General features: G+C 71.2%; 13 protein-coding genes. 7 read left to right on the plus strand and 6 right to left on the minus strand.

Annotation, left to right across the window (positions count from 1 at the left end; genetic code table 11):
* The first annotated feature begins 20 nt into the window (after positions 1-20).
* Both AC07RM_RS05845 and AC07RM_RS05850 read left to right on the plus strand, forming a co-directional pair.
* Positions 21-971, plus strand: coding sequence for a hypothetical protein (locus AC07RM_RS05845; protein WP_495333705.1), 951 nt, complete (start codon positions 21-23; stop codon positions 969-971).
* Between the two features lie 101 nt (positions 972-1072).
* Positions 1073-3184 (plus strand): esterase-like activity of phytase family protein, encoded by a 2112-nt coding sequence (locus tag AC07RM_RS05850; RefSeq protein ID WP_495333707.1) that lies wholly within the window; start codon positions 1073-1075, stop codon positions 3182-3184.
* Here the strand turns inward: AC07RM_RS05850 and AC07RM_RS05855 are convergent.
* Positions 3141-4136, minus strand: a complete 996-nt coding sequence (locus AC07RM_RS05855) for a LysR family transcriptional regulator (RefSeq protein WP_093342562.1) — start codon at positions 4134-4136, stop codon at positions 3141-3143. The two genes, AC07RM_RS05850 and AC07RM_RS05855, sit on opposite strands and share 44 nt — an antisense overlap.
* 141 nt (positions 4137-4277) lie before the next feature.
* Between AC07RM_RS05855 and AC07RM_RS05860 the strand changes: the two genes are divergently transcribed.
* The gene (locus tag AC07RM_RS05860; RefSeq protein ID WP_495333709.1) at positions 4278-5270 is read left to right on the plus strand and encodes a Bug family tripartite tricarboxylate transporter substrate binding protein; all 993 of its coding nucleotides are present in this window, start codon (positions 4278-4280) and stop codon (positions 5268-5270) included.
* A 21-nt stretch (positions 5271-5291) separates the two neighbouring features.
* Here the strand turns inward: AC07RM_RS05860 and AC07RM_RS05865 are convergent, their stop codons facing one another.
* A complete protein-coding gene (locus AC07RM_RS05865; protein ID WP_495333711.1) occupies positions 5292-6182 on the minus strand; it encodes a CoA transferase in 891 nt (296 codons plus the stop codon).
* Positions 6183-6294: 112 nt separating this feature from the next.
* Between AC07RM_RS05865 and AC07RM_RS05870 the strand changes: the two genes are divergently transcribed.
* The gene (locus AC07RM_RS05870) at positions 6295-7197 is read left to right on the plus strand and encodes an SDR family oxidoreductase (RefSeq protein ID WP_057594274.1); all 903 of its coding nucleotides are present in this window, start codon (positions 6295-6297) and stop codon (positions 7195-7197) included.
* Between the two features lie 9 nt (positions 7198-7206).
* On the opposite strand, the gene AC07RM_RS05875 is transcribed toward AC07RM_RS05870, so the two are convergent.
* Positions 7207-7665: an Lrp/AsnC family transcriptional regulator gene (locus tag AC07RM_RS05875; RefSeq protein ID WP_057594273.1), complete on the minus strand. Its 459-nt coding sequence runs from the start codon at positions 7663-7665 to the stop codon at positions 7207-7209.
* A gap of 131 nt (positions 7666-7796) precedes the next feature.
* Between AC07RM_RS05875 and AC07RM_RS05880 the strand changes: the two genes are divergently transcribed.
* Positions 7797-8405 (plus strand): glutathione S-transferase, encoded by a 609-nt coding sequence (locus AC07RM_RS05880; protein WP_495333713.1) that lies wholly within the window; start codon positions 7797-7799, stop codon positions 8403-8405.
* On the opposite strand, the gene AC07RM_RS05885 is transcribed toward AC07RM_RS05880, so the two are convergent.
* Both AC07RM_RS05885 and AC07RM_RS05890 read right to left on the minus strand, forming a co-directional pair.
* Positions 8406-8795 (minus strand): DUF488 domain-containing protein, encoded by a 390-nt coding sequence (locus AC07RM_RS05885; RefSeq protein ID WP_495333715.1) that lies wholly within the window; start codon positions 8793-8795, stop codon positions 8406-8408.
* Positions 8796-8806: 11 nt separating this feature from the next.
* A complete protein-coding gene (locus AC07RM_RS05890; protein ID WP_495333717.1) occupies positions 8807-10678 on the minus strand; it encodes a PhoX family protein in 1872 nt (623 codons plus the stop codon).
* Positions 10679-10774: 96 nt separating this feature from the next.
* On the opposite strand from AC07RM_RS05890, the gene AC07RM_RS05895 reads away from it, so the two are divergent.
* Both AC07RM_RS05895 and AC07RM_RS05900 read left to right on the plus strand, forming a co-directional pair.
* On the plus strand, positions 10775-11602 hold the full coding sequence (locus tag AC07RM_RS05895) for a crotonase/enoyl-CoA hydratase family protein (protein WP_495333719.1): 828 nt from the start codon (positions 10775-10777) through the stop codon (positions 11600-11602).
* Positions 11603-12022: 420 nt separating this feature from the next.
* A complete protein-coding gene (locus tag AC07RM_RS05900; RefSeq protein WP_093342549.1) occupies positions 12023-12337 on the plus strand; it encodes a hypothetical protein in 315 nt (104 codons plus the stop codon).
* Positions 12338-12359: 22 nt separating this feature from the next.
* Here AC07RM_RS05900 and AC07RM_RS05905 read toward each other — a convergent pair whose 3' ends face one another.
* Positions 12360-13511, minus strand: a complete 1152-nt coding sequence (locus AC07RM_RS05905; protein WP_495333721.1) for a DSD1 family PLP-dependent enzyme — start codon at positions 13509-13511, stop codon at positions 12360-12362.
* Positions 13512-13610: the final 99 nt, after the last annotated feature.

Raw genomic sequence — 13610 nt, forward strand, 5'->3', positions numbered from 1 at the left:
CCGTTGTATGGTGTGGTCCGATGAGCATTTCGTTCTACCGGCCGGGCCCCGGCATGTTCTCGCCAGCGCGGCACCTGTGGCGTGCCTGCGGCGCCGCCCTGTGCGGCTGGCTGCTGGCGGGCAGTCTCCAGGCCGGCGCCGCGCCCACGGCCAGCGAGCCGGCGGCCGGCGAAGCGCCCGCGCAGGCGCTGCGCGCCCGGCACAAGCAGATCAAGGACAAGCTCGAGCGCAGCAGCTTCGGCCGTCCCATACAGCTCGATTCGATCGAGACGCCCGACGGGCTGCAGGGCGACGTCTACGCGGTGGTCGAGCATCCGCTGTCGGAGGTCGGCAGCGCGCTCAAGGGCTCGGCCAACTGGTGCGAGCTGATGCTGCTGCACGTCAACAACCGGCGCTGCCGCGTGAGCGGCGCACCGGGCCGCGAGACGCTCACGCTCTACGTGGTGCGGCGCTACGACAAGCCGGTCGACCAGGCCTTCGAGCTGCCGTTCGCCTACCGCGTGGCGAGCGCGACGCCCGAGCACCTGATGATCGACCTGTCGGCCGCCAGCGGCCCGTTCGGCACCAGCAACTACCACGTCACGCTGGAGGCGGTGGCGCTCGACGAGCACAAGAGCTTCCTGCACTTCAGCTACAGCTACGACCACAGCATGATGGTGAAGCTCGCCACCCAGGCCTACCTCGCGACCTTCGGGCGCGACAAGGTCGGCTTCACGGTGGTGGGGCAGGCGCCCGACGGCAAGCCCGAGTACATCCGCGGCATGCGCGGGCTGGTGGAGCGCAATGCGATGCGCTACTTCCTCACGCTCGATGCCTACCTCGCGGCCGATGCCAAGGGCCAGTCCGAGCAGCGGCAGCGCCACTGGTTCGCGGCCGCCGAGCAGTTCCCGCGCCAGCTGCACGAGATCGACCTCGACACCTACCTCGCGCTCAAGCGCGAGGACCGGCAGCGCGAGGGGCTGGGCCGCTGACGGCCTGGCCCACGCTTTCACTTTCCTGTCACACGCGCCGGGGCTAATCGCCCGGCCCGCGCGCAACCCGCGCGCGGCCATGACACGGAGATGAAAAACTCATGACGAACAAGATGCAGAGGGGGGCCGCGCGGCCGGGGATCGGATGGCTGGCGCTCGCGGGCGCGAGCGCCTTGCTCGCGGCCTGCGGTGGCGGCAGCGGAGGCGGCGGGGGCTTCGTGTTCCAGCCGGGCGGCGGTGGCGGCAACAACCCGCCCGCCGCGCAATCGAAAACCGGCACCTTCCTCGACGCCGCCGTCGAGGGCCTGGACTACGTGGCCGGCGGCGGCGCCAAGGCCGCGACCAACGCCAACGGCGAATTCACATGCAAGGACGGCGAGACCGTGAGCTTCTCGGTCGGCGCGCTCGCCATCGGCAGCGCCGCCTGCGGCAGCACGGTCACGCCGCTGAACCTCGTGGGCGGCAGCGACGTCAAGGCCGATGCGGTGGTCAACCGCCTGCTCGCGCTGCAGAGCTTCGACGAGGACCTCGATCCCTCCAACGGCATCCGCCTCGCGCCCGCGCTGAAGGCCGCGCTCAAGGCCGGCTCGCTCGATTTCTCGGCCTCGGCCGAGGCCTTCAACACCGCGCTCAACGCCGTGCTGGCCGGATTGCCCGCGCCCTACGCGAGCCGCAGCGTCGATGCCGCGCGCCGCATGCTCGCGCGCGAGCACTTCGAGAACACGCTGGCCGCGCGCCTCAACGCACCCGTGACCGAGGCCTTCACCCAGTCGAACGCGCTCGGCAGCATCGGCGCCAGCGTCACGCGCTACCAGCTGCAGGCCGACGAGAAGTTCAACGTTCCCTACGAGGGCGCGAACCCGAAGGTGCAGGCCGATTTCCCCAAGGGCTTCCTGCCGGCCTACGGCTCGGGCCTGGCCTTCAAGGGCAAGGCCGACGACGGCGCGCTCGAGTTCTATGCCATCACCGACCGCGGCCCGAACGGCGACGGCCCGAACGCGCCGATCCCCGGCAGCGACACGCTCAGCATCAGCAAGGTGTTCCCGGCGCCGTCGTTCGCGCCCAGCTTCGGCCTGATCCGCATCGGCAAGACCGGCGCGGTGCTGAGCTCGAGCGTGCCCCTCAAGATCGACGCCAACCGCAAGATCACCGGCCTGCCGCCGCGCTCGGGCATCGGCTCGACCGGCGAGACGCCGCTGACCGACCGCTACGTGTTCGACGAGGCCAAGGCCGGCTACGACGCCAACGGCCTCGACCCCGAGACGCTGGTGCTCGACAAGGCGCGCAACGTGCTGTGGACCAGCGACGAGTACGGCCCCTTCATCGCGCGCCTGAACATCGCCACCGGCGTGATCGAGAAGAAGTACGCGCCCGGCGCCTCGGCGCACGACCTGCCGCTGGTGCTGGCCAAGCGCCGTCCCAACCGCGGCATGGAAGGCCTGACGCTCGATGCCGCCAGCGGCCGGCTGCACGGTTTCCTGCAGAGCCCGATCGATCCGCGCGACGAGAGCGGCAAGTCGATCAAGGCCAAGCCGCCCGGCGGCAGCAACACCGACGTGCGCCACATCGCGAAGTTCACGCGCTGGCTCGAGTTCGATCCGGCGACCGAGACCTCGAAGCTCTACGCCTACCCGATCGACGGCAGCCAGTACGACAAGGACCGCACCGGCAACGCCAAGCTCGGCGACGTGGTGAGCCTGGGCAACGGCCGCTTCATCGTGATCGAGCAGGGCGCGCGCAAGAGCGACGCCAAGGTGGTCAACAAGCTGATGCTGGTGGAGCTGCCGGCCAACGCGACCGACATCGCGGCGCAAGGGCATGAGCTCGAGATCAGCAGCATCACGCAGGCGCCCTCGGGCACGGCCGACTATTCGAAGGTCGTGACGATGCGCAAGACCGAGCTGCTCGACCTCAATGCGCTGGGCTGGCTGGCCGAGAAGGCGGAAGGCCTGACCATCGTGGACGACCAGACGCTGGCGCTGGTCAACGACGACGACTTCGGCCTGCGCACCATCCTGCTCGACGCCAACGGCAACACCGTGGCCGGCAGCGTCGAGGACTGCACCGTGAACGCGGCCGGCGCGATCGTGAGCGGCTGCCCCGAGGGCGTGACCGGTGCGCGCCTCACGCGCGGCACCGACCTCGAGCGGCCCACGCGGCTGTGGCTGATCAAGCTCGATAAGAAGCTCGGGGCGCTGCGGCTGCCTTCCTGAGTTCCGGCGCCGGCGGCATCCGCAGATGCCGCGTGGCGCCGGCCGTGCGCATCACGGCCGACAGCAGCGAGCGGAACCACACGTGGCCCGGCGCGCGCTGGTGGCGCGCATGCCAGAGCTGGTAGAAGCGCATCGGCGGGAAGTCGAGCGGCGCCGGCACGATCGCCAGCGGCAGCAGCGCGGCATAGTGCTGCGCGAAGTGCCGGCTGGTGGTGAAGATCAGGTCGGTGCCGGGCAGGAGCTGCGGCGCCATCGAGAAGTAGGGCACCGTCACGGTCGGCGTGCGCGCCAGGCGCAGCGTGGCGAGGTGGCTCTCGACCACGCCGCGCTGCAGGGTGCTGTAGAGCTGCGGTACCACGTGGGCGCCGTGCAGGTAGTCGCTCAACGCGAGGCCCTGCGCGCCCGGGTGGTCGCGGTCGACCAGGCAGACGATCTCGTCCTCCATCAGCAAGGTTGTGTGCAGGTGCTCGGGCGGCTGCGGCCAGTTGCCCACCACCACGTCGAGCGAGCCGTCGGCCAGCGCGGCCTCGACATCGAACTCGGGCCCGAGCGGATGCATGAACAGGCGCGCGCCCGGCGCGGTGCCGCGCAGGTACTGCACCACCGCGGCCATCAGCGGCGGCGCCAGGTAGTCGGGCGTGCCGAGGTGGAAGGTCAGCCGCGTGGTCGCGGGATCGAAGCTGTCGGCCGGCGCGAGCAGGGCGTCGATCTCGCCGAGCACCACGCGCACCGAGGCTTCGAGCCGCAGCGCGCGCTCGGTCGGCACCATGCGCTGCTTGTCCTTCACCAGCAGCGGGTCGCCGAAGATCTCGCGCAGCCGCTTGAGCGCGGTGCTCACGGCCGGCTGCGACTGGTTGAGGCGGGTGGCGGCGCGCGAGACGCTGCGCTCGGCCAGCAGCACGGCGAAGACGCGCAGCAGGTAGGTGTCGAAAGGATCGTTGGCGCGGGACATGGAGGGAAGGGCGCTGCACAGCTTTGGTGCCAAGCCATCGTGCAGGCCCGGCGCTTTGCTATGCCGCGCATAAGGCGCTAGCGATTGGCGTGCCATGGGCGCGTTCCTAGAGTGCGGGCATTGCTCTTGCTGGACCGCGCCATGACTTCCACCACCCCCTCCCTCGTCCGTCCCACGCGCCGCGGCGCGCTGCAACTGCTGGCGGCCGGCGCCGCCGCGCTCGCGCTGCCGGCCTTCGCGCAGTGGCCCGACCGGCCGATCAGGATCGTCGTGACCTTCCCGCCGGGCGGCTCCAGCGACATCCTGGCGCGCGTGATGGGCGAGCAGCTCGCGCGCCGGCTCGGTCAGGCGGTGGTGATCGACAACAAGCCCGGCGCGGGCGGCACCATCGGCGGCGCCCAGGTGGCGGCCGCGGCGCCCGACGGCTACACGCTGATGCTCGCGAACACCACGCCGATCGCGCTCGGCCCGTTCACGCTCGACAAGCAGCCCTACGACCCGGTCGCGGCCTTCAGCCACATCGCCGCGCTGGGCTCGGCGCCGCTGGTGGTGATGGCCAGCAAGGGCTCGGGCATCGCGAGCTTCGCCCACCTGGAAGCCCGCGCGCGCAAGGACGGCCGGCTCGATTTCGGTTCGGGCGGCCCGGGCTCGATCGGCCATATCCACGGCGAGCTGATCCGCCGCGTGACCGGGCTGCACCTGGAGCATGTGCCCTACCGCGGCGGCGCGCCGATGACCACCGACCTGATCGCCAACACCATCCCCGTGGGGATCGACGTGATCACCGCCTACGTGCCGTACTTCAAGAGCGGCCAGCTGGTGCCGCTGGCGGTCACGGGCAGCGCGCGCTCGCCGCTGATGCCCGAGGTGCCGGCCATCGCCGAAGTCGGGCAGCCCAAGCTGGTGCTCGAGAACTTCTTCGGCCTGAGCGGCCCCGCGAAGCTGCCGCCCGAGGTGGTAGCGCGCCTCCATGCCGCCTGCAACGAGGTGCTGGCCATGTCCGAGGTGCAGAAGAAGCTGATCGAGCTGGGCATCGTCGCCAAGCCCGAGACGACGGCCCGCTTCGAGGGCATCGTGAAGGAGCAGGTGGCGGTGCTGGGGCCGACGGTGAAGGCGGCGGGCATCAAGCTCTGAGGCCCGCCGGACCGGCGGCCTTCAGTCCGCCAGCGTGAGCAGCGGCACGTCGCGCTCGCGGGCCATCGCCTCGAGTTCGGCGCGGCTGCGCTGCGCGATCCAGGCCGCCACGCCCTCGTGCGTGGCCGGCGCCATCATGTCGCGCGAGGCCAGGCCCGCGGCCTCGCACAGCCGGGCGGCGAAATGCGGCTCGAGCGCGGCCACCGCCACGCGGCCGTCGGCGCAGGGATAGACGCGGTAGCCCGCATGCGCGCCGCCGACCGCGCCCTGCGGCTGCGTCAGGCCCCAGGTGCGCGGCAGCGCGAGCCAGTCGGCCGAGACATTGAGCGCGACCTCGAGGTACACGCCCTCGGCCGCGGCGCCGCGCGCGCGCAGCAGCAGGGCCTTGAGCACCGCCTCGCTCGCGAGCAGCGCGCCGCCCATGTCGGCGAACAGCGTGGCCGGCAGCGCGGTGCCGGTGACCAGGCCGCTCTCGGCGAGGTAGGTCAGGTCGTGGCCGGGCTCCTCGGCGCGCTCGCCGTGGGCGCCGACGATCGCCACCTGCGACAGCGCCGGATGGCGCGCATGCAGCGCGTTCCAGTCCAGCCCGAGCTTGGCCAGCGCCGAGGGACGGAACGAGGTCAGCAGCACGTCGGTGCGCGCGAGCGCCTCGTGCAGCGCGCGCTGGCCGGCCTCGCTCTTGAGGTCGGCCGCCTCGATGGCGATGCCCTCGTGCAGCGCGGCATAGGCAGGCTTGTTGTAGAGCGCCATCGGGTCGCCTGCGGGCGGTTCGAGCTTCAGGCAATCGGCGCCCATGCGACGGCAGCGCAGCAGCGCGGCCGGGCCGGGCAGGTTGAGCGCGAGGCTCAGGATGCGCACGCCGGCGAGCGGCTGCGAGGAGGCGTCGATAGGGGCGTCGATGGAGTCGGGCATGGCGCCATTCTCGCCCCAGCCCCGCGTCGCGCCCGCGACCCGGCCCCCGATGCGCGCGGCGCCCGCCGCGCGTAGCATGGCCGCCGTCAGGCAAACCTCCAGGAGACGACGCATGTTCCAACCTTCCCTCATGAGCGGCCAGCGCATCCTCGTGACCGGCGGCGGCACCGGGCTCGGCCGCGCGATGGCCGAGCGCTTCCTCGGCCTGGGCGCCGACATCGCGATCTGCGGCCGGCGCCAGTCGGTCTGCGAGGAGACCGCGGCCGAGTGGCGCCAGCAGTTTCCCGAACGGCGCATCGACACCTTCGGCGTCGACATCCGCGTCGCCCAGAGCGTGGACGAGATGGTCGAGAGCCTCTGGCAAAGCGGCGGCCTCACCGGCCTGGTGAACAACGCGGCCGGCAACTTCGTCTCGCCGACCGAGAGCCTCTCGCCGCGCGCCTTCGACGCGATCGCGAACATCGTCTTCCACGGCAGCTTCTACGTCACGCAGGCCGTGGGCAAGCGCTGGGTGGCCGAGGCCAAGTCGGGCCAGTGGAAGGCCGGCGATGCCTTCCGCAGCGTGATGAGCATCATCGTGACCTGGGTCGACAACGGCAGCCCCTACGTGGTGCCCTCGGCGATGAGCAAGGCCGGCATCGAGGTGATGACCAAGTCGCTCGCGGTGGAATGGGCGCGCTACGGCGTGCGGCTCAATGCCGTGGGCCCGGGCGAGATTCCGACCGAAGGCATGAGCAAGCGCCTGAACCCCGGCGAGGAGCCCGGCGCGCGCACCATCGCGATGAGCCCGATGGCGCGCACCGGCCGCATGAGCGAGCTGCAGAACCTCGCGGCCTTCCTGATGTCGCCGGGCCAGTGCGACTGGCTCACGGGCCAGAGCATCATGATGGACGGCGCCAACGCGCTGGCCAACGGCGGCAACTTCTACGAGCTGCGCCAGTGGAGCGACGGCGACTGGCTGGCCGCGCGCGAGCGCATCGAGGCGCAGAACCAGAAGGACAAGACGCAGCGCTGAGCCTGCGCGCTACTTCCTCGGCGGCTTCGCCGCGTGCACGGTGACGTGCTTGTTCACGGGGCTCGACAGCACCAGCGAGGTGGTGACCGCGCCGTCGACCGCGAGCGCGTCCACCACGCGCTCGAGGTCGGCCGGCTCGGCGATCGCGCAGCGCACGATGAAGCAGTCCTCGCCGGTCACGCGGTCGGCGCTCAGCACCTCGGGCATCTGCTCGAACAGCTTCAGGTAGCGCGCGATGCCCGCGTGCGTGGTGTCGATGCGGATGATGGCCTGCAGCCCCACGCCGAGCGCGCGCAGGTTGACGCGCGCGCCGTAGCCCTCGATCACGCCCGCGTCTTCGAGCTTGCGCACGCGCTCGCTCATGGCCGGCTGCGACAGGCCGATGCGCTTGCCCAGCGCCGCGAGGCTCTGGCGCGCGTCGGCCTGCAGGGCTTCGAGGATCAGGCGGTCTTTCTTGTCGATGTCCATGCGCGATGAGCGGAAGGGTTCGCCGATGGTCCATCGGCCGGGAGCGCCGATTTTCGATGAATGCCCGTGGCCCGCGCGCGCAGGCGCCGCTAAGGTCGTGGCTTCGTTCAAGACCCAAGGAGGAACCTTCGATGCAACTCGTCGGCATGCTCGACTCGCCCTATGTTCGCCGCGCGGCCATCTCGCTGCGGCTGCTTGGCATTGCCTTCGAACACCGTTCGCTCTCGGTGTTCAGCACCTTCGAGCAGTTCCGCGCGATCAACCCGGTGGTCAAGGCGCCGACGCTGGTGCTCGACGACGGCGCGGTGCTGATGGATTCGACCTTGATCGTCGAGTACGCCGAGTTCCTCGCCGGCCGCAGCCTGTGGCCGGCCGAAGCGGCGGCGCGGCTGCGCGCGCTGCGTCTCACGGGGCTCGCGCTCGCGGCCTGCGAGAAGACGGTGCAGATCGTCTACGAGCGCAAGCTGCGTCCGGCCGAGAAGCTGCACCAGCCCTGGGTGGACCGGGTGCTGGGCCAATTGCTGGCGGCCTATGACGAACTCGAGCGCGAGGTGGCGGCGGCGCCATGGACCGCCGAAGAAGCGGCGCTGACGCAGGACGCCGTCTCGGCGGCCGTGGCCTGGTCGTTCACGCAGCTGATGCTGCCCGAGCTGGTGCCGCCCGCGCGTTGCCCGGCACTGGCGGCCCATGCCGCGCGCGCCGAGGCCCTGCCGGTGTTCGCGGCACTGCCGCAGCTCTGATCAGGCCGCGATGTCGGCGCCGCGCTCGGCCAGCAGGCCGCGCAGCAGCGAGCGGTGGCAGCGCGACTCGTCCTCGCAGTAGCAGCCCACGGCCAGCGCGGTCTGGTGCGAGAGCGCCGCGAGCAGGTCGAGGCTGCGGCTCGCGTCGGCCTCGGCCATCTCGGCCTTGTACTTGCGCATGAACACATTCCACTCGGCCGGCGTCTGCGCGGCCTGACCCAGCTTCATGGTCTCGGTCGAGGGCGCGAGGTTCGGGTACCAGACGTCGTACCAGTCCTGCGACGCGAATTCGCTCTTGGGCACGCCGCGCGGCGGGCGCCGCACGGTGCCCACGCGCAGGCCTTCGCCGAGGCTGCGCGGCGTGCCGAGTCGAACGATGCGGATGCTCATGGGGGTCTCCTCTAGGTACCGACGATGCCGCCGTCGCGCCGCCGGATCACCAGCGTGGCCGAGCGCGGCCGCGCGCTGCCCGGTGCGGTGCCGTCGGGCCAGGCGCTGTTGTGCGTGGCGCTGCCGTCGTCGCGCGACTCGCCCGGATGCTGGACGTTGACGAACAGCACGCGGCGGTCGGGCGCGACCACGCAGCCCGTGATCTCGCAGCCGCTGGGTCCGGTCAGGAAGCGCTTGATGCGGCCCGTGGCCGGGTCGGCCACCAGCATCTGGTTGTTGCCCAGGGCGGTATAGGGCGGCTTGCCGATCAGCTGGCCGCTCATGTCGGTCTGGATCCACAGCAGGCCGCCGCTGTCGAAGTGCAGGCCGTCGGGGCTGCCGAACAGGTCGGCATCGGCGCTCGGGTAGCGCGCGCCGCTGCCGGGCTGCGCGGTGTCGCCCGCGAGCACGAAATGCTCCCAGGCGAAGCCCGCGCTCGCCGCGTCGCCGTCGTCCTCGCGCCAGCGCAGGATGCCGCCGAACAGGTTGTCTGCGCGCGGGTTCGCGGCATCGGGGCCGGGCTTGCCGAGGTCGCCGCGCTGGCTGTTGTTGGTGAGCGTGACGTAGACCTCACCGCCGGGGCTGATCGCGATCCACTCGGGGCGGTCCATCTTCGTGCCGCCCACCACGTCGGCCGCGAGCCGCGCATGGACCAGCACCTCCGCCTGGTCGGCGAAGCCGGCCGTGGCATCGAGCCCGTGGCGGCCGTGCACGAGCTCGATCCAGCGGCCGCGGCCGTCGGCGTCGAAGCGCGCCACGTACAGCGTGCCCTCGTCGAGCAGCCGCGCATTGGCCGCCGCGCGCGAGCCCGCGGCGGCGGGCGCGATGCGGTCGGTGCTCAGGTACTTGTAGATGTATTCGAAGCGCGCGTCGTCGCCCATGTAGACCGCCACGCGGCCGTCCCTGGTCACGGTGCAGGTCGCGCTCTCCTGGCGCTTGCGGCCCAGCGCGGTGCGCTTGACGGGCTTCGCGGCGGGATCGAAGGGGTCGATCTCGACCACCCAGCCGAAGCGGTGCGGCTCGTTGGGATGGCGGCTCAGGTCGAAGCGCTCGTCGAAGCGCCAGTACTCGACCCACTGCGAGCCCGCCACCGTGCCGTAGCGGCGCTGCGCGGGCGTGGCGTCCTTGGCCGCCTCCTTCGGACCGCCGAAGTAGCCGTGGAAGTTCTCCTCGCAGGTCAGGTAGGTGCCCCAGGGCGTGACGCCCATCGCGCAGTTGGCGAAGGTGCCGAGCACTTCGGTGCCGGCGGGATCGAGCGCGGTGCGCAGGCGCGGCGAACCCACGGCCGGGCCGGCGATGCGCATCGGCGTGTTGCCATGCACGCGGCGGGCATAGGGCGAGGGCAGCACCTGGCGCCAGCCGCCCTCGGGCGTGCGCGCGATCTCGATCACCGACACGCCCATCGCATGCAGCGACTTGCGCACCTTCTGCGCATTCCATTCCTTCGCGCCGTCGGCATGCAGCAGCTGCTCGTCGGTGTACTCGTGGTTCATCACGAGCAGCGCGCGCCCGGGCGTGGCGAGGGGAAAGAAATGCATGCCGTCGTGATGCATGCCGGCCTGCAGCGCCTGGTCGGCGGCGCTGTTGCCGCCGTCGGGCGCGAAGGCGGGCATCGGCTGGCCGGCGATGCCGGTGGGCGTGCCCCAGGGATAGAGCAGCTGCCATTCGTACTCGGGCGGCACCACCACCGCATCGCGCAGCGAGGCCGGCACGGCCGTGAAGCCCAGTGCTCCGCCAGCCTCGCCGGACACCGTGGGCTTGGTGGCCCCGGCGGGATGCTGGGCCAGCAGCGCCACCACGGCGGCGGTGCCCGATTGCAGGAAGCGGCGGCGGTCGAGGGACATGGACGGCGGTGCGGGTGTTGGGTCGGCGACAGCCGCCATCATCGCCGAGCACCGCGGCGCGCGATACTTTGCCCACGACCCCAGGAGACACACCGCATGACCGAACGCATCGAAACGATCCGCCACCCCGACGGCGTGGTGGAACTGCAGCTGGACCGCGCCGACAAGATGAACGCGCTCGACCCCGCGATGTTCGATGCGCTGATCGCCGCCGGCGAATCGTTGCGCGCCGACGCCATGGTGCGCGCGGTGGTGATCGCCGGGCGCGGCAAGGCCTTCTGCGCGGGGCTGGACATGGCCTCGTTCCAGCGCATGGAGCAGGGCGCGGCCGGCGAGGTGCTGGGCCAGTCGGCCGGCGGCGCCGGGCTGGTGGCGCGTACGCACGGCCTGGCCAACGCCGCGCAGCAGGTCGCGATGGTGTGGCGCGAGGTGCCGGTGCCGGTGATCGCCGCGGTGCACGGCGTGGCCTTCGGCGGCGGCCTGCAGGTGGCGCTGGGCGCGGACATCCGCATCGTCGCGCCCGACACCAGGCTGTCGGTGATGGAGATCAAGTGGGGCCTGGTGCCCGACATGGGCGGCATGGTGCTGATGCGCGAGCTGGCGCGCAGCGACCTGGTGCGCGAGCTCACCTACACCGGCCGCGTGTTCTCGGGCGAGGAGGCGCTGCAGCTCGGTTTCGCCACGCGCCTCGCGGCCGATCCGCTGGCCGAGGCGCTCGCGATGGCGCACGAGATCGCTGGCAAGAGCCCCGATGCGATCCGCGCCGGCAAGCGGCTGCTCAATGCCTCGCTGGCGCACAGCGCGGCCGAGCTCTTGATCGCCGAGTCGGTGGAGCAGCAGGCGCTGATCGGCAGCCCGAACCAGGTCGAGGCCGTGCGCGCCAACATCGAGCGGCGCGCGCCGCGTTTCACCGCGCCCGACTGAGCGGCGCCGGCCCCAGGCGCCGACAGCGCACGTCCGCCTCGCGCGGCGCGCGGCTCCGCACGCCCGCGGCCGCCGTCGAGCCCTTCCGCGCGCGCAGCAGCATCGCCATTGCAGGTACATGCCGAGGCCGCCCCGTGGCGGCGCGGTCGCGCCGGTGCGTCCTGGCGCGTGATGACAAGGTCATGAAACGTGCATGCGTCACATCTTTACGAATGAATTAAGTAACAAATGGACGCCTTTGCGACACAAAGATTTACGAACATGTAAAATGTAAGTATTCGTTTTGCATGCGACGGGGCTGTTTGGGACGGTTTGTGTGCAGAAGGTCACGGCTGGATGCCGTGAACTCTGCCGCCATGGGAAATCCTTCGCATCACACTTATCAATTATTAAGAAGCCTTGCCACGGCAGCGATCCTGCATGTCGACGACCACGTTTTTCTGCAACCTCAACGTCCCCATCCTGGTGGGCGAGGATCGCTACAAGTACGTCCCGATCGTGGGGGTGTTCCGCACCATCGCGATGGACGACGTCGATGCCTGGGTGATGCATGCCGACGGCCGTCCGCGCAGCGATCGCGAGCTCGCGGCCGAGGTGCTGGTCGAGATCCGCAAGCCGCTGGGCGCCACCGGCCGCACCGCGCCGCATGCCTTCGACGTGGCCGACATCCTGCAGCTCGACCGCGCGGCCGCGATCGTGGTGTCGACCTACCTGGCCGCCTTGCCGCGCGTCTGAGCGGCCTTCTTCCTCTTCTTCCTCAGCGCTTCCCGCGCGCATCCACCGGCCAGATGGCGACCAGCGTGTCGTCCTCGACCACGTGGTAGACGTCGTGCAGGTTCACGGTCGGGTCGCAGTGCGGCGTCACGAACTCGACACGCGCGCCCAGCGCCGGGCGCTCGTCGGCCGGCACCAGCAGCTTGCCGTGCTCGTCGCCGAAGAAGGCATAGCGGCTGCCCGTGCCGGCGCCGCGCGCGACCAGCGGAACGCCGCTGTCGGTGGCGAAGCACTTGCTGCCGCCGTCCACCGTCACCCAGTCGGCCGCCTGCGTGCTGACCACCGCGGTCTGCACGAACAGCGAGACCTCGAATTCCTGACCGGGCGCATTGCCGGCCAGCACCTGCGCGTACTCGGCATCCATGAACACGTACGAGCCGGCCTGCAGCTCGGTGAAACCGTCGCCCTGCGCATCGAGGTCGTGGGTGCCGGTGCCGGCGCCGGTCACGATCTCGAAGCGGATGCCTTGGCTTTCGGCCGCGGCCACGATCCGTGCCACCGTCCGGCGCAGGCCCGCGGCCGAGGCGCTGCGATGTTCGCGCTCCACGATGTGCTGCAGGTTGCCCGCATAGGCTTGCAGTCCGCGCAGCCGCAGCCGCGGCTCGGCCGCGATCGTCGCCGCCAGTGCCAGCACCTGGGCCTCGGTGGCGGCGCCGGTGCGGTTGTAGCCCGCGCCGTAGTCGACCAGCACGTCGAGCGGATGGGGCAGGGCGGCGGCCGCGCGCGCGAGCTCGGCGGCATTGCGCGGATCGTCGATCACCACCATCAGTCCGCCGGGGCCGGCCTGGCGCGCGAGCTTGAGCACGCGCGCGATCTTGCTCGGCGTGACCGCGGGCGAGGTCAGCAGCACGCCCGGGATGCCGCCGGCGACCATCACCTCGGCCTCGCCCACCGTCACGCAGCTCACGCCGATGGCGCCGGCCGCGACCTGCATGCGCGCGATCGCCACCGACTTGTGCGTCTTCACGTGCGGCCGCAGGCCCACGCCGCGCGAGCGCGCGAAGGCGGCCATGCGCTCGATGTTGCGCGTCATCGCGCTCAGGTCGATCAGCAGCGCCGGGGTGTCGAGCTGCTGGCGGCCGCCGGGCACGCCGATCAGCGGCGCATTGACGGGGGAGTGGGTTTCGAGGGACACGGGATGTCTCTTTCTGTGGAGGGTCGATGTGCCGCGCCGGAACACGCGGGCGAATGCCTTGTGAAATGATCGCATCGAAATGAGCGCGCCTTCCATCGT

The organism is Variovorax sp. GW821-FHT09B05 (assembly GCF_059418265.1).

Coding starts and splice junctions, on each gene's coding strand:
- AC07RM_RS05845 (WP_495333705.1), top strand. CDS start 21: ATGAGCATTTCGTTCTACCGGCCGGGCCCCGGCATGTTCTCGCCAGCG.
- AC07RM_RS05850 (WP_495333707.1), top strand. CDS start 1,073: ATGACGAACAAGATGCAGAGGGGGGCCGCGCGGCCGGGGATCGGATGG.
- AC07RM_RS05855 (WP_093342562.1), bottom strand. CDS start 4,136: ATGTCCCGCGCCAACGATCCTTTCGACACCTACCTGCTGCGCGTCTTC.
- AC07RM_RS05860 (WP_495333709.1), top strand. CDS start 4,278: ATGACTTCCACCACCCCCTCCCTCGTCCGTCCCACGCGCCGCGGCGCG.
- AC07RM_RS05865 (WP_495333711.1), bottom strand. CDS start 6,182: ATGCCCGACTCCATCGACGCCCCTATCGACGCCTCCTCGCAGCCGCTC.
- AC07RM_RS05870 (WP_057594274.1), top strand. CDS start 6,295: ATGTTCCAACCTTCCCTCATGAGCGGCCAGCGCATCCTCGTGACCGGC.
- AC07RM_RS05875 (WP_057594273.1), bottom strand. CDS start 7,665: ATGGACATCGACAAGAAAGACCGCCTGATCCTCGAAGCCCTGCAGGCC.
- AC07RM_RS05880 (WP_495333713.1), top strand. CDS start 7,797: ATGCAACTCGTCGGCATGCTCGACTCGCCCTATGTTCGCCGCGCGGCC.
- AC07RM_RS05885 (WP_495333715.1), bottom strand. CDS start 8,795: ATGAGCATCCGCATCGTTCGACTCGGCACGCCGCGCAGCCTCGGCGAA.
- AC07RM_RS05890 (WP_495333717.1), bottom strand. CDS start 10,678: ATGTCCCTCGACCGCCGCCGCTTCCTGCAATCGGGCACCGCCGCCGTG.
- AC07RM_RS05895 (WP_495333719.1), top strand. CDS start 10,775: ATGACCGAACGCATCGAAACGATCCGCCACCCCGACGGCGTGGTGGAA.
- AC07RM_RS05900 (WP_093342549.1), top strand. CDS start 12,023: ATGTCGACGACCACGTTTTTCTGCAACCTCAACGTCCCCATCCTGGTG.